The organism is Microcoleus sp. MON2_D5 (genome assembly GCF_036701905.1).
In the GTDB taxonomy this organism is placed as follows: Bacteria; Cyanobacteriota; Cyanobacteriia; order Cyanobacteriales; family Microcoleaceae; genus Microcoleus.
This window is the reverse complement of the sequence record NZ_JAUBRM010000007.1, coordinates 16284-35437: the sequence shown is the minus strand read 5'-3', so window position 1 is coordinate 35437 and position 19154 is coordinate 16284. Positions and strand designations below refer to the sequence as shown.

Here is a 19154-nt window from a genome sequence, read left to right as displayed (position 1 = left end):
CGCTTTTATCCGAGGCTATATCCCCCTAAATCCCCCTTAAGAAGGGGAGTAGGGGTTGACTTTGAGATCGCTCCGGTTCCCCCCTTCTTAAGGGGAGTAGGGGTTGGCTAGGGGGGATCTGGCCTCGACGATAAACAGCAGTCTATGACCACGTTTGACCTTAAGTTGAGACTAATAGGCACAGCCTAAGTCCCCACTCAAAACTCGTTAAACTTTTGTCCCGCACTCAGGACAAAAGTTATTGGTGGAAACATTCTTAGCGCCGCAACTCGGACAATAAATCAACTCCGCTGATTGCAACTTGCTACGATCGGGCAAACCAACCATTTGAGCGTTGCTCTTACCCGGAACTACCATCGGGTAGCAGTTTTCATCCCTCGTCACCTTCACATTCATCAGCACCGGGCCGTCGTGAGCGAGCATTTGTCCGATCGCATCTTTGAGTTCCTCCGGCCGTGAAACCAGCATCCCTCTCACCCCGTAAGCTTCAGCCAGCATCACAAAATCCGGCATCCCTACAGTCATATTCGACGACGAATAACGCTCCCCGTAGAACGCCTGCTGCCACTGCCGCACCATTCCCTGCCAGCCGTTATTTACAATAACAATCTTGACATTAATGCCGTATTGTGCTAGAGTTCCCAGCTCTTGAATATTCATTTGCACGCTAGCATCGCCAGCAATACAAATCACTTGCTCATGCGGTAGGGCCATTTTCGCGCCCATCGCCGCCGGCAGCCCGAAACCCATCGTGCCCAAACCAGCACTAGAAATCCAGCGGCGCGGCCCGTTGTTCAAGAATTGAGCCGACCACATTTGATGTTGACCGACATCTGTTGTGTAGTAAGCATCCGGCGCTTGAGTAGCCAACTGGGAAATCACCTCTTGCGGAGACAAAATGTCTGGGTAATGAGGCACAACTAACGGATAGTCCTGTTTCCACTGATCGATCCTGTGCAGCCATTCCGCAGTCTGTCCGGTCTTCCCCGAAACTCCAGTTTCCCGACAGCGGCGCAGCAAATCGATCAAAACATGGCGGACATCTCCGACAATCGGCACATCAGGGCCTCGATTTTTGCCTACTTCCGCCGGGTCGATATCGATGTGAATCACCTTCGCCCGCGCGGCAAACTCGTCTAATTTGCCTGTCACGCGATCGTCAAACCTCGCCCCTACAGCAATCAGCAAATCGCACTCGGTAACGGCAAAATTAGCGTAAGCCGTGCCGTGCATCCCCAGCATTTTCACGGACAAAGGATGGTTTTCGTCAAAGGAACCTTTGCCCATCAGCGTTGTCGTGACCGGCAATTGGAAAAGTTCGGCGAGTTCCTTAATTTCCTCGTGGGCCCCCGCGGCGATCGCCCCGCCGCCCACATAAAGCAAAGGACGCTTTGCTTCCTTCAGCAAATGAATCGCTTGATTAATCTGGCGGGGATTGCCCTTCACCGTCGGCCGATAGCCGGGAATTCTCACAGATCCCGGTTCCACGGGCAGATAGTCAAATTCTTCTAAACCCACATCCTTGGGTACATCAACCAACACCGGCCCCGGCCGCCCTGTACTCGCGATGTGGAAAGCTTCAGCCACAATTCGCGCCATATCTCCCGGCTCGCGCACTACATAGGAATGCTTGACAATTGGCAGGGTAATCCCGTAAATATCTGTTTCCTGAAACGCATCAGTGCCGATCGCCGGACGAGGCACCTGACCGGTAATAATTACCATCGGGATCGAATCCATGTGGGCCGTCGCAATCCCCGTCACCAAATTAGTTGCGCCAGGGCCCGAAGTAGCAAAACAAACCCCAACTTGTCCGGTAGCGCGGGCGTACCCGTCGGCCGCGTGAGCAGCACCTTGCTCGTGCCGCACCAGAATATGTTTGATAGCGCCAGTTTCTTCAGCGCGGTAGAGTTCGTCGTAAAGTGGCAGAATTGCGCCGCCGGGATAACCAAAAATATGCTTCACCCCGTGGCGGATCAAGCTGTCAATCAGAGCAAATCCACCAGTTGCACGCCTAACGGTCACTTTAGTTTTTAGTTGCACAGAATTTCCTTCCTTAAACTAATTATGATTTTTAATGAAAGCTTTTATACTACTTTAATCTTAATTAATGAAACTATGAAAATTTAAGTGGTGAGATTTTACGAAAGATTTCGCGATCGGAGAGGGTTCGCCCGATCGAGACATTGTGGAACAGCAGAGGAAGAAAAGAAACAGAGCAAATCGCGGCTTCTATGCCGGTTTACCGTGATATCACCCTTTTAGAGCATTCGTGATTCGGCATTCGACAAGAAAAACAATCGTTTCAGCAATTAAGAAGGTCCTAATCATCAGAGCGGTTGCTATGTTAGAGATCGATCGCGAAAAGAAAGCCCTTTTCCTTCTTCTTCCCTCTTCCTTCCGTCTGCATTCTTCCTTCTTGCCAAAGTTCAGAGAACATCCTGCAAGACTTTGCGGGTATGTCGCCAAGCTACCATGCCCATCACTGAGACCAAAAAGCCCAAACTCAGTAACACGATCCGCAAGCCGAGGTCATCCGATCGGACGGCTTTGCTGACAGCATCTGTCAGCGGGCCGGTAATCGCTAAAGGCACGCTCAGAGCAATATTAATCGCATTGTTTTCCAATCCAAAGACCTTGCCCCGCATTGATTCTGGAGTTTTTTCTTGAATCAGAGCCTGCATCGGCCCGTTAATTAACGAAGCACCAAAACCGAACAGAGCACTCAATCCGAATCCCACCCACAACTGTCGGGTAAAGGCAAACATTGCTAATACAAAACCCATCATCAAGAAACCGATTAACGGCAGAGGTTTGTGGTGGAACCGACTGCCCCAGTGTCCCAAAAAGCCTGCGCCGAAGACCATTCCGACTCCTGCTGCAGCTAGCAAAAAGCCAAATTGAGTTTCTTTGAGACCTATTTTGCCTGAAAGTGCGATCGCCAGCACCTGAAGCGCCGCAAACACGGAATACAAAATCGTCAACTGCACCATCGCGTTGCTGACAAGGTGATTGTGTTTCACATACCGCAAACCTTCCTTGAGGTCTTGCCAAGGATGGACGTTTTTGGCACTGCTGCCGACATGACCTTCTTTGATCTGCATGGCATAGATCAAACCTGCTGATATCAGGTACAACCCGCCCAGCAAAAACTCTTGAGAAGCTGATCCGAAGCTGTGTTTGACCCAACTAAACAGCGGTTCGCCGATCGTCATCCCGATAATGATCCCGCCCATTGTGGACGAGGCGAACAGAGCATTTGCTGACATCAGTCCCTCTCGCCCCACGACTAGGGGGACGGCTGCCGCTTCTGCAGGAGCAAAAAATTGCGTTACGGTAGAGATCAAAAACGTCATCGTCAACAAAACCACAAAAGCTTTGGGCAAAAACGGCAAAGCTACAATCAACCCGGCTCGAATCACATTGCAGGCGATCAGCATTTGCTTTTTGGAAAAGCGGTCTACGACGATACCGGCTGCGGAACCAAAGACGATCGCCGGCACTGTGTAGGCGATCATCACCGCTGACAGCATAGAATTTCCCGAATGCTGCCAAGAAACAGGCCAGGGTAGGTAGTCGCCTGTTTTTAGTAGAATAATCAGCAATACGTAAAAGATTTTATCCGCCACTTGGGCTAATAACTGGCCCGTCCACAAGGCGAGGAAGGGGCGATTTCTCAGTAGGGCATCAAGCCCGCTGCGGTCAGGAGGAGGGCTGGCTGGGTGCATAGGAATAGTTTAACTGACCGCCTCTGGCAATTATAGTTTTCAGCAATACGTGCAAATCTGACATAGCAAAGCGGAAACTCGGAAAACTCCTGTCTCCTGCGTTCTTTTTCTGTTTTAGCAGATCGGCGGGGGACGGCTGCTGCAGTCTTCTTAACTCTACCGCGATCAGCCGGAACCGAGAACCCGCTCGCCCGGAAAATCCGAGAAGATTGTTAAAGGTTGGCGTGCATTTCATCGCGAGTACAAGATAGGGTAATATACTTGACAAAATACTTGCTGCTGGCAGTGATATTAAAAGATGTCACGCCGATTAAGTAATATAACGAAGGTACTAACTGTTAGGAGTGAGAAACTTGAAAAAGGTTGAAGCTATTATTCGCCCCTTTAAACTAGACGAAGTGAAAATCGCACTCGTCAATGCTGGTATTGTGGGGATGACTGTTTCTGAAGTTAGAGGTTTTGGCCGTCAGAAGGGCATGACAGAACGCTATCGCGGTTCCGAGTACACCGTTGAGTTTTTGCAAAAGCTCAAAGTCGAGATTGTTGTGGAAAACGATCAGGTTGACATGGTGGTTGATAAAATTATCGCGGCTTCCCGCACGGGCGAGATTGGCGACGGCAAGATTTTCATCTCTCCTGTAGAACAAATTATTCGGATTCGGACTGGGGAAAAGAACTTGGAGGCAATCTAAGATACTGGGGCATTGGGCATTGGCCAAACAGGGCATTGGTAATTGGTCATCGGTAACTGGTCATTGCCAACGAAAAACCTCTTTCCTGTTTAGTTTTGATACCTAAGTGTCAATATCCAATGCCACAGTTACCCCATGTTTTGGCTTTTTTCCGCATTACGGGTTGACAATATTAGCCATTTTTGGTAATAAAGCCTGGAATGCTCGGCCGCGGTGAGAGTGCGATCGCTTGATATCCGGTGTCATTTCGGCAAAAGTCTGTTGCTGTGCGGGTACGTAGAAAATGGGATCGTATCCGAAACCTCCCGTACCGCGAGGAGTCTCCAGGATTTCGCCCCGGCAAATTCCTTCTACTTGCAAGGCAATTGTACCGTCGGGACGGGCGATCGCGATCGCGCAAACAAATTGTGCTTCCCGGTTGTGTTCGCTTCCCAATTCTTTGAGAAGTCGAGATATCCTGTCAGCATCGGTTTTGCCGTAGCGTGCGGAGTAAATCCCAGGTTGGCCGTCGAGTGCGTCTACCATTAAACCAGAATCATCGGCGATCGACCATTTGCCCGTTGCTTTTGCCACTTCAGATGCCTTCAAGCAAGCATTAGCAATAAAAGTTTCGCCTGTTTCCTCGATTTCCAACTCTTCCGGTTTTAGTTCCAATTCCCATCCCAAATCCTGCAGGTAAACTTGCATTTCCTTGAGTTTACCCGGATTGCCCGTAGCTACAACTAGCAATTTGCGATCGGTCATTATTTCTCTTAAAACTTACGGCTCCATATTAACAAAAGATTGGGAAAATGGTTGCAACAAAATTCCCAAAATCTTATCAACATCTTGAATATAGTATTCAATCGTATCGATATAAACAGTAGTTTCCTCCAAAATCAAGAATTTCCAGTTAGTACCCGTCGTCACCGCGCCGTAAATGCGATCGACCTCAGTGTCTTGGTTTTGATTGAAACATTGAGCCGCTACCATTGCGGCCACGCATTGACCCAAACCGCCAATAATATCTTCCTTTTTGGCCTCAAAAATTGTTATAACCGGAGCACTGATGAACAATTGTTCTGAAGATCCGCTAATAATATAATCGCAAAATCCTTGCAAACCTCTTTCTGGATCGACAGTAAAATCCTTACCAGAAAAAAGAGAAACTTGTTTGTTTAACAATCGCCGGACTTCTGCTAATATGGGGGCAATCAAAAATTCTGAGCGAGCTTTTTCGGTGGAAATAAAAGTGGCTAGCGGTACATAATCAATTAGGATTGTTGTTAAAATTTCGGATGGTGAAACTGGTTTTGTCTCGGCAAATAAATTGCGAGTTTCATCTAAGGTTAATCCAAAATCTTTTTTGACTCTCGCAAGGCTGAAATCGCTGTATGCCATTTGCTTTTATCCTAAAATTAACCTGATCTAGCAATAGTATTTCATTGGTGAGTAAGATTTTTTTTACGAACCGCGAAGACGCGAAGGACGCGAAGAAGAGAAGAGAAAGAGTTCACAATTGATGGGAGGATTGCTACGGCAATACTTTTTTTAACCGCAGAGGGCGCAGAGGACACGGAGAAAGAGAGATTTGATCTCAAGTAATCCGCGTTCATCTGCGTTTATCTGCGGTTGAAAACTCCGATTAATTATGCGCCCAAGCTTTCGCCCAGTTTAAGTTTTGCATAACTTCTTTCAATGTCGCCGCTTCTGAATACAGCCGCAACACAGGTTCGGTTCCGCTAAAGCGAATTAACAGCCAACTTCCGTCTGCTAAACGGAATTTATATCCGTCAACTTTATTGCAATCTACAACTGCTTTGCCGGCGATTTCTGTTAAGGGTTGATTTTCCAACAGTCCCAGCAAGCGGGAACGTTCGTCCATGTTTGCTAAGTGCAAGTCTATTCTGTCATAAGCTGAAGAAAAGCTTGTTTCTTGTTGCAGCCGGGTGTAAATTTCGCTTAAGTCTTCCCCGGATTTGACAACTGCTTCTAATAAGTACAGCGCTGACAATAAAGCATCTCGTTCGGGGATGTGTGTACCGTAGCCAATTCCTCCCGATTCTTCGCCGCCGACTAAGACTTGGGTGGTTAACATTCGATCGGCTATATACTTGTAACCGATCGGCGTTTCAAATAAAGGCAAGTCGTACAGCTTGGCAATTTTGGGAATTATGTCTGAACCGCTGACTGTTTTGATGACTTCCCCGGCCAACCCGCGCCGTTTTGCTAAATGTTCGATTAATATGGGAACTAGGATTTGTGAACTGAGAAAGTTGCCACTAGAGTCAACGGCTGCAATTCGATCGCTATCTCCGTCAAATACAAATCCGATCGACAAACCAGAACTTTTTCGCTGGTGAGTACGCATCACCCGAAATAACTGCGACAGGTAGCGCGGCAAAGGTTCCGGTGCACCGCCACCGAACAGCGGATCTCGATCGCTGTTGACTTCGTGCACTGTTTCTTCTAAAATTTGAGCTAATCCTCCGGCTGCGGCACCGTGCATTACATCTACAAATACTGTAATTTTGCCGCTGGCGATCGCTTCTTTAATCGCCTCAATATCTACCATTTCCCGCAATGTTTTGCAGTAAGCCGGCCAAGGATTAAAATTCTCCAATTTCCCGGGAGTGGCTGAAAGTGCCGCCGGATTGTCGAGTTTTTCTTCTATCTTTTGAGTAACTTCGGGCGACACTGAACCGCCAAATCCGCCCTTGACTTTTAACCCTAAATATGCACCGGGATTGTGGCTGGCTGTCAGGACGATCGCACCCAAAGCATTTAATTGTTTGGCAGCTAAACTGAAAGCTGGAGTGGGGGCGTAGGATTCGCTCAACAGCACGTCAAATCCTGCGTTTTGGACGGCAACAGCCGCTGTTTTGGCAAATTCTTCAGCCAGAAACCGGCGGTCGTAACCGACAATTACGGTACCGCTGCTGCCATCGCTGCTGCCGGTTTGTGCGAGAACTTGTGCCGCTAAGGGAGCGACTAACGCTACGCGATCGAATGTAAAATCGTCAGCAATGATGCCGCGCCAGCCATCTGTACCGAATTTAATAGGATTCATTTAGTCACAAGTCATGAGTCACCCGTCTATTTTATGGGTTTATTAGTCGATCGTCATCTGATTTTAGATTTTAGATTTTAGATTTTAGATTATGGAATTGCTCCCACAGCCTTTACTCTGGCTATTGACTGTTGACTGCTGACTGTTAGCTGCTGACTGTTAGCTGTCATTAGCCTTGCTTGATAGATTATGTTGGGTTTCGTCCCTCAACCCAACCTACTAATTACTGTTAACTGCCAACTGCCAACTGTCAACTGTCAACTGTCAACTGACTAAAAGAATGCCGGTTGGTGGCGGATCAAATTCAGGAATTCTTCGCGAGTTTTCTGTTCATCTTGAAAGACGCCCAACATTGCACTCGTAACCGTCCAAGCACCGGGTTTTTGCACGCCCCGCATCGTCATGCACATATGGCTGGCTTCCATTACTACAGCTACTCCCTGCGGTTCCAATATTGTCTCAACTGCTTCGGCAATTTGGCGCGTCAAACGTTCTTGCACCTGCAACCGGCGGCTGTACATCTCGGCAATTCTGGCTAATTTGCTCAGTCCCACTACTTTTTGGTTGGGAATGTAAGCGATGTGAACTCGGCCCATAAACGGCAGCATATGGTGTTCGCACATACTGAATACGCTGATGTCTCGCACCAGTACCATTTCGTTGTGACCTTCGTCAAAGATAGCGCCGTTGAGGAGTTCTTCGAGGGATTGACTGTAGCCACTGGTGAGAAACCGCATTGCTTCTGCTACCCGCTTCGGGGTTTTGAGCAATCCTTCGCGTTCGGGGTCTTCCCCTACTCCCAGCAGCATTGTCCGAACGGCGGCCATCATTTCTTCCTGGCCTACTTCTGAGGGTACGGGTACGTTGGATTCTTGACCGTGCGATGAATTGCGATCGGGTCGAGTGGGGATGCGCGGGGGGTTATTATCTGCGGTTTGTAACAGTTTCATGCTGTCAGTCGAGAGTGAGTTCGAGCCATTGGAATCGGTGGAAGATGCAATTGTCATAACAATTTGGTGTGAGGGTGAATCGATATTTCGATTTTCGATTGGGGGATATAGCTAGAGATTCAAAGATTGTTGAATTCGAGAAAAATCCAGCAGTCTAAAATCTCAAGTTCACAAAACTCCTGCGTTGGACATGAGCGTGATTTCTTCAATTACTGCACTTGCTGGCAACTGAACTGCGTGCAGAATAGATTGGGCGACGATTTCTGGGGTTAACATGGCGGTGCGATCGAAGTCGGCGTGCACGGTGTCTGTGTCCCACATGGGAGTATTGACAGAACCCGGACAGATTGCTGTTACGCGAATTCCGTGAGCCCGTTCTTCGGCGGCTAAGGTTTTAGACAAAGCCATGAGACCGAATTTACTGACGCAGTAGGCTCCCCAGTTGGGGAAGGTTTGGCTGCCGGCGATCGAGGAAACGTTGATGATGATTCCCGATCCGCGATCGCGCATGGAGGGCAAAACTCCTAAAATGCACTGCCAAACGCTAGTCAGATTGAGGTCTAGAACGCTCTGCCACTCGGCTAGCGGCGTTTCCGTTAAAGAGCCGGTGTAGCCCATGCCAGCGCTGTTGACCAGGATATCTACGGAACCCAATTGAGATGCGATCGCGCTGATGCTGCTTTGCACTTGCTCAATTTTGGCTAAGTCTAAGGGATAAGCTTCTGCTTTCACTCCGACTTCTCGGGCTGCTGCGGCAACGGCTTCTAAGTTTTCCGACTCTCGGCTAACTAAGGCCAGATTTATGCCCTCGGCGGCGAACGCTAGAGCCGTTGCTTTGCCAATACCGCTGCTGGCTCCCGTTATCAGAGCCTGCTTTGTTGTTGGATGGTTCATTCAGTGTCCTAATACTTTCGCTCGGCAACTCCCTACAGCGTTGCAGCCTTCTGAGGCAAATTAGACAACTGTCTGCTGCGGGCGATAACAGTTAATTATGAGATGAACATTAAGAACTGTTAAGCCGTGTCACCTGAGAAATTATAACACTGCTGACAGATCCGCAGAATAGTGAGTTATCAGTTAGGAGTTGGAAGTTAAGAGATTGTTCACTACATAACTGATAACTCTGAATCGATCGGCTCAAGCAGAAATTTCAGTGAACACACCGATATGGCGAAACTTTTGATACCGAAGTTCGCGTCGCTGCTGAGCCGTAAGCTGTGTGAGTTCTGCTAAGTTTTCCAACAAAGCTTGTTTGAGCATGGAAGCGGCTTTGAGGGGATTCGAGTGAGCGCCACCGATCGGCTCGGGTACTATTTGATCGAGAATGCCGAGGTTTTTCAAGTCCCAGGAAGTGATTTTGAGGGCTTCTGCAGCCAAACTAGCTTTGCCAGAGTCTTTCCAGAGAATGGCCGCACAAGCTTCGGGAGTGGCGACGGTGTAGACGGAATGTTCCAGCATCAACAGCCGCTCGCCGACGCCGATACCCAAGGCGCCGCCGGAACCGCCTTCGCCGATGACTGTGCAAATAATGGGAACGTCGAGACGAAACATTTCTCGGAGGTTGCAGGCGATCGCCTCTCCCTGTCCGAGCTGTTCTGCTTCTAAGCCCGCCCAAGCTCCGGGAGTGTCGATAAACGTGAAAATTGGCATTCCGAAGCGATCGGCGTGTTCCATCAACCGCAGGGCTTTGCGGTAGCCGCCGGGAGCAGCCATGCCAAAGTTGCGGGCGATATTGTCTTTAGTGTCACGGCCTTTTTGATGGCCGATGATGACTGTGGGACGCCCGTCTATGCGGGCAATTCCGCCGACGAGGGCCGGGTCGTCTCCGCCGCGCCGATCGCCGTGAAGCTCGATCCACTCGTCGCTAATTGCCTGAATGTAATCGAGGGTGCTGGGGCGGCGCGGGTGACGGGCGAGTTGCAGCCGCTGCATGGGGGACAAGCTGCTGAAAATCTCTTGTCGCAGTTGTGTCGAGCGAGCTTCGAGTTTGCGAATTTCGTCGGTAACATCGACGCTGTTTTCTTCGGCGAGTTCGCGGATCTGGTGAATTCGGGTTTCTAGTTCCGCCAGCGGCTTTTCAAAATCTAGGAGTAGTGGTTTGCGGTCGGGGTTTGCCACGCTGATAATTTCTATAAGGTTTTGAGGTTTTGTCGATCGACTATTTTCCGATCCTACCCTGTCTGGGGATAGTAAAAAAGACGGAAAAATTGCCAACTTTGGGTTTTAAATTTTGTATGATATCAAATTTGGTCACATCATAATTATCATAGAGCGCGACCCGGAAGCTCGCGCTGCACTCGGAAAAATATTATTCCGATGCCAACGAAAGAGTCAACAGTTAAAATTTCCAATTTAACTGTTGACTCTTAACATCAAACTGACATTAATAAAGGTCGGAAACCGTGTTTGACAGAAATCAGACCGATTTGCTCCATCTTTTCCACAGTAATTTGATTCCGTCCCCAAGAAAAATTGGTATACAATTTTTCAAATTCCAGCAGCATTGATTCGGCAAAACACGCAAACAACTGTCGGCCCGGTACATCCATATTGACAATCTTCATAATTTTCCACTCAATATCGAGGGAATGCTCCACAATCCCGCCATTTAGTACGTAAATTCCGGGATGCTGAACCTGAGTTGCCAAATTTTTCGGATAGCCACCGTCAATCAATAAACAGGGTTGCTTCAATGTCTTAGGGTCAATTTCTACTCCCTTTGGCATACTGGCTACCCACACTACAATATCCGCTTGGGGCAGGGCTTCTTCCAAATCCATGATTTTGCCGCGCCCCAATTCCGATTGCAAATCTTGCAATCGTTCTTTGTCGCGGGCAATGAGCAACAATTCTGCTACATTTGTTTTAACATTCAGCCAGCGACAGACAGCACTGCCAATATCGCCAGTAGCACCGCAAACGGCTACAGTGGCTTTTGAAAGTTCAATCCCCAATTTTGGGGCTGCTTCTTCTACTTGGCGGCAGAGGATATAAGCCGTGTGAGTGTTACCAGTGGTGAAGCGCTCGAACTCCAACTTGAGATTGCGAATTTGCTTAATTTGCTGCAAGTTGAAAGTCTCAAAAATGATCGAAGAAAAGCCGCCTAAAGCAGTGATGTTAATCCCGTGTTTTTGAGCGTGTGCCATCGCATTAAGGATTTTGCGAGTGGCTGCTTTAATCCGGCGAGTGGCGAGCATTTCTGGCAGAAAACAGGACTCCACATAGTGGCCTTCTATTTTTTGTCCAGTGATGCTTGTTACCGTGATATGATCAACTATTTGGGGCGGTGCGCTGCACCAAAAATCGAGACCTTGATCGGCATATTCTGGATAGCCCAGCTCGTTAGCTACTGATTGGGCGTGTTCTAAGCTGGTTAAGTGACCGATTAGACCAAACATTAAGTTGTCAAATGAAGGAAGATGGAAGGTGGAAGATGAAAGAAGGAAGATGGAAGATGGGAAGATTAAAAATTTATATTTTAAAATGAGTTATCCCATTTTTAATTTTTAATTTTTAATTTTTTTCCCATTCCTTATTTCCGAATTAACTAGGCTGCGAGGCCTTGTGCTGACATCCGCATGATATCGCGGTTGTTAAAGCCTATGTTGCCTAGAGCTTCGCCGTAGGCAATCATAAAGTCTTCGATTAAAGCGTCTTTTTCCATTCCCAAGACGCGGGCATCGTCTGCGACAGCGTTTAGCAGTTTCCAGATGATGGGCAGGTTTTGGCGGTTGGCGGCTTCTAGTTCCGCTTTGGATTCCTCAAAGTGAGCTTGCAGCCAGACTTCCCCAAAGTTGAGGTGGCTGTATTCTTCTTTGACGACGCCTTCGGTGATTTTGCGAGCAAAGTCATCGGCGACGGGGATGTAGATGTTGTAAGCTGCGATCGCAAAACACTCGATAATTAGCGATTGAATCAACAAGCAAGTTACAATCTGACCTTGGGCCGCTGCCGTCTGGAAGTTTTTGTGCAGTTCCGAAAAGAACTCTTTGGCAAATGCCATGTCGGGCGTGACTTTAAGATTCCGGCCACAAGCTTGGAAGCCTTTCATGTGGCGGTTCTCCATCTTGGACAAGCCAACTAACTCTGCTTTTTTGTCCGCCAACAGTTCGGCCAGTGTCAGGTAATTGTCGTGAGCTTCTTGTTCGCCTTCAATCACAATGGCGTTGATGCGGCTGTAAGCATCTTTGTAAGTTTCGGTTTGAAAGTCAATTGTTGGGCTGGCCTCAAGCTGGGGCATAGATATGTATTCTCCTCATATAAGCTTGTGGGATGTTTGGAAACCCCTTTAAAATTGGGGGTCAGTGACAGTGCACTTTACCTTTTTTGAACGCACCCCATCTAAATCAGAGATTATAGCTGAGGATTCTTTCGACAAAGAACTTTTCTTTGACGTTCCGGGAAAAACTGGCGTCCTCAGCGTGTTTGCCGGACTTTTGCCGTCGAACACTCCAGAAAGACTATCGCTAGAATGCTATCTATTTACTAATTACTTGAATTAGTCGTTAGTCGATCTTGTGCCCGGAAATAGATGATAGAAATACGGTCTATGTCTCCACCTTTAAGGGTTTTACAGTACCAACTCTATCTGTAACATTATATCCTAACCACAACTTTCTCGCTTGGTACTCCTTCTTTCCCTCTACGACATATTATGTTGTTGTATGGGAATCCTCTGGGAGGCGATCGGGTTGTAGAACCTCACAGGCTTATTATTTTAGGTTAATTCACAAATTTATGGGTAAATCCTTTGACAGGTCTCAATCGCTGGAACTGCTGAGTTTTATTTTGTTGCTGGCGGGGGCTGCGCTGGTGCTGCTGCCGCTGGCTGCTGTATTTTTGGTTTCGCTGTCACCATCTGGTGTTGGTGTCAAGGCCACAGGCTTGACTTTGGCGAACTATCAGGAGGCTTGGCGACGGGGCAATTTTTTGTTGGCATTCCTTAATTCTACTCTAGTGGCGCTGGCAGTGACGGGTTTTCAGGTTGTGACTTCTGCTTTGGCCGGTTATGCTTTGGCCAGGCTGAAGTTTCGGGGGCGACAGGCGATTGTTTTGGGGGTTTTGGCGACGCTGGTAATTCCGTTTCAGCTTTTGGTGATTCCCATTTTCATGGTTTTGAAGTGGGGCCATCTGCTGAATACCTACGGGGCGCTGATTTTGCCTACGGCGGCTAACGGTTTTGGGATTTTTCTGCTGCGCCAGTATTTTATGACTGTTCCGGTGGAGTTGGAGGAGGCTGCAATGCTGGATGGGGCTAACCGCTGGCAGGTTTTGTGGCAGGTGATGTTACCTTTGGCCCGCCCTGCTTTGGTGACGCTGTTTTTGTTTACTTTTATCGGGGAGTGGAACGATTTGTTTAAGCCGCTGGTGTTTACGACGCGACCGGAGTTGCGGACTGTGCAGTTGGTTCTGGCGGAATTTCAGGAACAGTTTACTAGCAGTTGGCAGTTGTTGATGGCGGCGGTGGTAATTGGAACTGTGCCGGTGGTGTTGCTGTTTTTGGCCGGTCAACGGCAGTTTATTAGAGGGATTGCGGCGACGGGGATTAAGAATTGAGGTGGAGATGCTTGGCAATTAAGTTTGTAGTCATTTGTGGAACCATTCTCAAGAACAGGCAAGATGCCTGTTCCACAAGAACATTTAGTATTTGTGGAACAGGCATCTTGCCTGTTGCTGACATTGGTACAAGATGTGAATTTGTAGTCACTCGGCGATTGAACTCGCTACTATACAAACGAAGTTCACTCCAAGTGGACTAAGAGATAAAGGGAATATCAAAGCTGTATTATTATGTGTATCTATGCAAAAGCTCGGTTTGTTTTTATTTGTCATATCTTTTTTGCCGTGGCTGGCAATCTTTTTGGTTGTGCCATTCCTGCCGCTGGACATTACCCAAAAAACTACTTTATCTGTCGTTCTGGCTGTTGGGGCGGAAGTTTGTTTTTGGATTAGCGTAGTGCTGTTGGGGAAAGAAGTAGTTACCAAATATCGGCGTTATTTGCATCCCCGCTATCTTTGGAAAAAACTCAGAAATTTTAACCGCAGATGAACAGGGTTCGACGCAGATAATGAGCCTGGATGTTGGCGCTTATCTGCGGTCAAGGTTGAGCTATTCGCTAAAAATTTGCAAGCGAATAGAGCGTTCTCCGTCTCCGAAATCCACTTCTATCTTTTCTCCCGAAAGAGTGTCTAAGCATCCCAAAAGCAACCGCAAATTGGGTGTGCTTGCTCCTGTATCGACGTACAATCTATCTGCCAAACTGCCTAAACGCTTCCAAATCGTGTATAGTTTGACTACGGTTTGTTCGAGCTGTGCGGCTTGTTTTACAACGTCGGCGGTGGTTCCCAAACAGCCTACTCGCAAAGATTCTTCTAAGGCCATTTCCATGTCTAAATGAGACTGATTGAGAGCTTGCACTTGGGCAGCGGCGTCGAGATATTTTGATAAGTTCTTGGCGTCGGATGTTAGCTGTTTGACAGTATCTACGTCGGGATTTTCTGCTACTTCTTTTTGAATTTCGCTTTGGTGAGATGGGGAGAGTTTCTCCATTTCTTTGACTAAAGGAGCGAGGTAGCGGGAAGGTAGAGAACCAGTAGATGCTTTTTCTTTGACTTCTTCTGGCAATAAATCTGAGTTCATTGCCATCCATTCGTCGGATAGTTGTTTGACTTCGCGGCGGGTGATGCGATCGCCATTTGCTGCTGCATCTGTTACCATTTGCTGGACTTCGGGAGATGCTTTGGCGGTTTCTACAAAGGCTCTTTTGCTGAAGTTTCTAATGGAATCTGGGTCTAAATCTCCTTGCTGGATCAGAGTATCGGCACTATTAGCTAATTCTATCAAAGAATAGGCTTGACTTTTGCCAATTTCTCTTTCTTTGAGCCAGTTCAAAAAGCCTGTACCGCGTCCTTCGCCGCCTTTTTTTTCTCTGTCTCGGACTGTTCGGAGAATGCGTCCCCGCCAGATGTCGGTTTGCAAGTCGAAGCGATCGCACACTTTCCAGGCATTGTCAACCTGATTTTCAAAATCAAACTCTGGTATTTGTTCGTCTTCGGGGTCTGGCAATTGGAAATTGATATCGGTAAAGCCGTTGAGGGCTTCTGCAAGTTCTGCGGGATTTAGGGGGACTTCAGCCATTAGGAAAAATTTGTGTAGTGCAACAGCCGGTTTAATTGGGAACTTGCACGGGTTGACAGTTGAGACGCTATATGTAGCGGTAAGGTGGGCAAAATTTACCTACTAATAGAGTTTTTGTGCAAGTCATATCATTATTGCACGATGGAGGGCGATCGGGCGATCGCTACCTGCACAAAAAATATTCTCCGAGAGTGGCCGCACAGCGTCGCAACAATCAAAAAGTCGGTGGCACAGATAGTCGGGTATTGTGAAGAAAGAGCCACTAACGGGATAGTTAAAGGAACTAATTACCAACTAAAACGGCGATACTTTATCGCGTTCAACCTCCTCGCCTGCAGTCGTTTTCCCATTCAAAATTATTGTGCCATCATTGGGTAGATTGTCTAGTCGATCGCGCTTCCTAAAGCGATCGCGAGCCGAGACAACCACCACATACAGAACCGGCACCATAAACAAACTCAAGACAGTAGAAACAACCATCCCCCCCGCGATCGCATTCCCTAGCGATCGGCGGCTCGCTGCACCCGCACCTTCTGGGTTAACCAGAGGAGCAATCCCCAAAACAAATGATAAAGAAGTCATCAAAATCGGTCGTAAACGCTCTTGAGAAGCCTCAACTGCCGCCTTAGTAATTGAATATCCCTGCTCTCGTAACTGGTTAGCAAACTCCACGATTAAAATCGCATTTTTACTAGCCAACCCAATCAACATCACCAAACCAATCTGGCAATAAACATCATTCGCCAAACCCCGCCACGACTGAGCTAAAAGAGCACCTAAAATCGCCAGAGGCACCGATAGCAAAATAATGAAAGGATCGACATAATTTTCGTACTGAGCCGCCAACACCAAAAACACAAAAATCAGCCCCAAACCGAAAATAATCGGTGCTTGACCGCCCGACTCAATTTCTTCTAAAGAACTCCCCGACCATTCATAGCCAAAACCCGACGGCAAAACTTCAGCCGACACCTTTTCCATCGATTTTAGCGCCTGTCCAGAACTCGCTCCCGGAGCCGGAGTGCCAGTAATTTCAATTGACCTATATAAATTGTAGTGGTTAACACTTTGCGCCCCCACCACCGGAGTGATCTTCACCAAATTGCTCAAAGAAATCATTTCATTCTTTCCAGAACGCACATACAATTTCCCAATATCTTCAGGGTTATCACGAAACTGTTTATCCGCCTGAACATAGACCCGATAATTGCGCTGCTGGAGATTAAAATCATTCACATACTGAGCCCCCAGAGCCGTTTGTAGCGTACTGAAAACATCATTAATGGGAATATCTAGAGCCTTAGCTCGATTGCGGTCAACTTCCACAATTAACTGAGGCGTATTCGCAGCAAACGTACTAAATACCGCCTGCAATCCCGGTGTCTGATTTGCCTGCTTCAAAATCCCGCCCATAGTCTGGACTAAGCCATCTAAACCGCTGTTACCTTTGCGGTCTTGCAATTGAAATTGGAAACCCCCAAATTGACCTAAACCTTGAATTGCAGGCGGATTCACGGGGAAAATTCTCGCTTCGGGAATCGAGAAAAACTTACCCCGCAACTTACCAATAATCGCTTGTACAGTTTGATCTTCTCCGTGACGTTCTTCCCAGCCTTTAAGTGTAGTAAATATAATCCCCTGGTTGGAACTGTTACCACTAAAACCAAAGCCACCTACAGAAAAAGTCCCCACAACTTCAGGAACTTTGAGGATTTCTTGTTCAACTTTGTCCATCACCTGCTGGGTGTATTGCAGTGAAACACCTTGAGGCCCTTGAATAATTGTCAGAAAGTAACCCTGGTCTTCCTCTGGGATAAATGCTGTCGGTACTGCTAAATAAAGCCAAGCGGTGAATCCCAGAGAAGCGATAAACAACAGGGTAACAATGGTTTTAAATCGTGTTAAGAATATTAAGGAATCTCTATATTTCTTTTGCGTCCAATCAAGAAAAATATTAATCCGGTTAAACACCCAACCCAACGGGCCGCCAAACTTCTTACCTGGGCGCAGTAATATAGCGGCAAGTGAGGGAGTAAGAGTAACCGCCATAAAGGTAGAAAGCAGGACTGAAAAAGCAATTGTCAGGGCAAATTGTTTATAGAGTGCTCCCGTTGTCCCTGGGAAAAATGCCACGGGTACGAACACGGCCATCAATACTAAGGAAGTAGCAATTACAGCACTAAAAAGTTCCCGCATTGACTCGGAAGCTGCTTGGCGGGCATTCATACCTTGGCGGACTAGACGGTCAATATTTTCGACTACGATGATAGCGTCATCAACCACTAAACCTGTTGCTAAGGTAAGACCAAATAGAGACAAACTGTTAATCGTAAACCCGAAAGCTTTGATAAAGGCAAATGTCCCTATCAAGGAAATGGGAATTGTGAGGGTGGGAATAATCGTAGTGCGCCAATCTTGCAGGAAAACAAAAATAACTATCACCACTAGCAAGACTGCTTCAAACAGAGTTTTGACTACTTCTGCCATTGACTCTTGGACAAATTGAGTCGTATCTAGTGCGGTTCTATGTATCACCCCGGGAGGGAAGTTTTTAGCTAATTTTGCCATTTCGGCTCTGACGGCCTGGGCAACATTTAGAGCATTACTCCCTGGCAATTGGTAAATCCCTAAACCCACCGCGTCATTACCTCGGAATCGCAGGAAAGAGTTATAATTTTCTGCTCCTAATTCTGCTCTACCGACATCTTTCAACTTAATTAAAGTTCCATTTGCTTCGCTTTTAATAACTATGTCTTCAAATTCTGTAGGGCTTTTGAGACGACTTTCTGCACTCAAATCAATCTGATACATTTGCCCCTCGGGAGCTGGTTCTTGACCAATTCGTCCTACACCAACTTGCAAGTTTTGTTCATTAATTGCTCTTGTTACATCTTGCATTGTTAGATTACGAGCAGCTAATTTATTGGGGTCGATCCACAGGCGCATAGCATAGCGTCTTTCCCCAAAAATCCGCACGTCGCCCACGCCTTTTACTCTCTTTAAAGTATCTGCTAAATAGAGGTCGGCGTAGTTACTTAAAAATATGGTATCGTATTCTTTATTTTCGGTGAATAATCCTATAGCCAGCAGCAGGCTGTTAGATTGTTTTGTAACTGTAACTCCTGTGCGTTGTACGACATCTGGCAATTGTGGTTGAGCAACTGCAACTCGATTTTGCACATCGACGGCGGCGATATCTTTGTTGCGGGAAGTATCAAAGGTGGCTGTAATGGTGCTAGTTCCACTGTTGGTGCTACTGGAAGTTAGATATTTCAGTCCTTCAATGCCGTTGATTTGCCTTTCTAGGATGTTTGTTACCGCATTTTCGACAACTTCAGCATTCGCACCGCTATAGTTGGCTGTGACGTTGATTTGGGTGGGGCTGATGTCGGGGAAGCGTTCGATCGGCAATGTGGGAATGCTGATTGCGCCTATCAAAACAATAATAAAGGCGCAGACGCTAGCAAAGACAGGTCGTTTAATAAAGAAATCTGCAAACATTATTTGGGTAATGGGTAGTTGCGGATGGCTAATGAGTAATTGCTAATGGTGTTCGGAATTTAAGGATTTAAGGATGAACAGGATTAATTTTAGTCA

17 protein-coding genes are annotated in these 19154 nt (G+C 47.2%); 5 read left to right on the top strand and 12 right to left on the bottom strand.

The features are described from left to right. Positions 1 to 207: 207 nt before the first annotated feature. Together ilvB and QUA47_RS04150 are read right to left on the bottom strand one after the other, a co-directional pair. Complete coding sequence (gene ilvB / locus QUA47_RS04155; RefSeq protein ID WP_333429819.1) at positions 208 to 2043, bottom strand: biosynthetic-type acetolactate synthase large subunit; 1836 nt, start codon at positions 2041 to 2043, stop codon at positions 208 to 210. A 386-nt stretch (positions 2044 to 2429) separates the two neighbouring features. Continuing rightward, positions 2430 to 3728 carry an MFS transporter gene (locus tag QUA47_RS04150; RefSeq protein WP_190658754.1) on the bottom strand — a complete coding sequence of 433 codons (1299 nt, stop codon included), beginning with the start codon at positions 3726 to 3728 and terminating at the stop codon, positions 2430 to 2432. A gap of 353 nt (positions 3729 to 4081) precedes the next feature. Between QUA47_RS04150 and QUA47_RS04145 the strand changes: the two genes are divergently transcribed. Then, complete coding sequence (locus QUA47_RS04145) at positions 4082 to 4420, top strand: P-II family nitrogen regulator (RefSeq protein ID WP_006633346.1); 339 nt, start codon at positions 4082 to 4084, stop codon at positions 4418 to 4420. Positions 4421 to 4576: 156 nt separating this feature from the next. Here the strand turns inward: QUA47_RS04145 and rdgB are convergent, their stop codons facing one another. The 8 genes from rdgB to QUA47_RS04105 form a co-directional block, all read right to left on the bottom strand. Beyond that, positions 4577 to 5164: an RdgB/HAM1 family non-canonical purine NTP pyrophosphatase gene (gene rdgB / locus QUA47_RS04140; RefSeq protein WP_190658756.1), complete on the bottom strand. Its 588-nt coding sequence runs from the start codon at positions 5162 to 5164 to the stop codon at positions 4577 to 4579. 15 nt (positions 5165 to 5179) lie between these two features. Beyond that, the gene (locus QUA47_RS04135) at positions 5180 to 5800 is read right to left on the bottom strand and encodes a hypothetical protein (protein WP_333429818.1); all 621 of its coding nucleotides are present in this window, start codon (positions 5798 to 5800) and stop codon (positions 5180 to 5182) included. 244 nt (positions 5801 to 6044) lie between these two features. Then, positions 6045 to 7469, bottom strand: coding sequence for a phosphoglucomutase/phosphomannomutase family protein (locus tag QUA47_RS04130; RefSeq protein ID WP_333429817.1), 1425 nt, complete (start codon positions 7467 to 7469; stop codon positions 6045 to 6047). 272 nt (positions 7470 to 7741) lie between these two features. Next, positions 7742 to 8476, bottom strand: coding sequence for a GTP cyclohydrolase I FolE (gene folE / locus QUA47_RS04125; protein WP_333289186.1), 735 nt, complete (start codon positions 8474 to 8476; stop codon positions 7742 to 7744). 111 nt (positions 8477 to 8587) lie between these two features. Then, positions 8588 to 9313 (bottom strand): SDR family oxidoreductase, encoded by a 726-nt coding sequence (locus tag QUA47_RS04120; RefSeq protein ID WP_190738251.1) that lies wholly within the window; start codon positions 9311 to 9313, stop codon positions 8588 to 8590. A gap of 243 nt (positions 9314 to 9556) precedes the next feature. Further along, a complete protein-coding gene (gene accA, locus QUA47_RS04115; protein ID WP_190738252.1) occupies positions 9557 to 10537 on the bottom strand; it encodes an acetyl-CoA carboxylase carboxyl transferase subunit alpha in 981 nt (326 codons plus the stop codon). Between the two features lie 254 nt (positions 10538 to 10791). Next, entirely contained in the window at positions 10792 to 11817 is a 1026-nt protein-coding gene (locus QUA47_RS04110; protein ID WP_006633353.1) for a long-chain acyl-[acyl-carrier-protein] reductase, read from the bottom strand. A 149-nt stretch (positions 11818 to 11966) separates the two neighbouring features. Beyond that, positions 11967 to 12659 (bottom strand): aldehyde oxygenase (deformylating), encoded by a 693-nt coding sequence (locus tag QUA47_RS04105; protein ID WP_190738253.1) that lies wholly within the window; start codon positions 12657 to 12659, stop codon positions 11967 to 11969. A gap of 70 nt (positions 12660 to 12729) precedes the next feature. Between QUA47_RS04105 and QUA47_RS04100 the strand changes: the two genes are divergently transcribed. The 3 genes from QUA47_RS04100 (at position 12730) to QUA47_RS04090 (ending at position 14468) form a co-directional block, all read left to right on the top strand. Further along, on the top strand, positions 12730 to 12921 hold the full coding sequence (locus QUA47_RS04100) for a hypothetical protein (protein ID WP_190738254.1): 192 nt from the start codon (positions 12730 to 12732) through the stop codon (positions 12919 to 12921). 235 nt (positions 12922 to 13156) lie between these two features. Then, positions 13157 to 13975 carry a carbohydrate ABC transporter permease gene (locus tag QUA47_RS04095; RefSeq protein ID WP_333214856.1) on the top strand — a complete coding sequence of 273 codons (819 nt, stop codon included), beginning with the start codon at positions 13157 to 13159 and terminating at the stop codon, positions 13973 to 13975. Positions 13976 to 14219: 244 nt separating this feature from the next. Then, entirely contained in the window at positions 14220 to 14468 is a 249-nt protein-coding gene (locus QUA47_RS04090) for a transporter suffix domain-containing protein (RefSeq protein WP_190658766.1), read from the top strand. Between the two features lie 60 nt (positions 14469 to 14528). On the opposite strand, the gene QUA47_RS04085 is transcribed toward QUA47_RS04090, so the two are convergent. Then, positions 14529 to 15557, bottom strand: a complete 1029-nt coding sequence (locus tag QUA47_RS04085; RefSeq protein ID WP_006633357.1) for a hypothetical protein — start codon at positions 15555 to 15557, stop codon at positions 14529 to 14531. A gap of 116 nt (positions 15558 to 15673) precedes the next feature. Here QUA47_RS04085 and QUA47_RS04080 point away from each other — a divergent pair, with 116 nt between their 5' ends. After that, positions 15674 to 15808 carry a hypothetical protein gene (locus tag QUA47_RS04080; protein ID WP_333429816.1) on the top strand — a complete coding sequence of 45 codons (135 nt, stop codon included), beginning with the start codon at positions 15674 to 15676 and terminating at the stop codon, positions 15806 to 15808. Positions 15809 to 15851: 43 nt separating this feature from the next. On the opposite strand, the gene QUA47_RS04075 is transcribed toward QUA47_RS04080, so the two are convergent. Then, entirely contained in the window at positions 15852 to 19058 is a 3207-nt protein-coding gene (locus QUA47_RS04075; RefSeq protein WP_333429815.1) for an efflux RND transporter permease subunit, read from the bottom strand. Positions 19059 to 19154 lie beyond the last annotated feature (96 nt).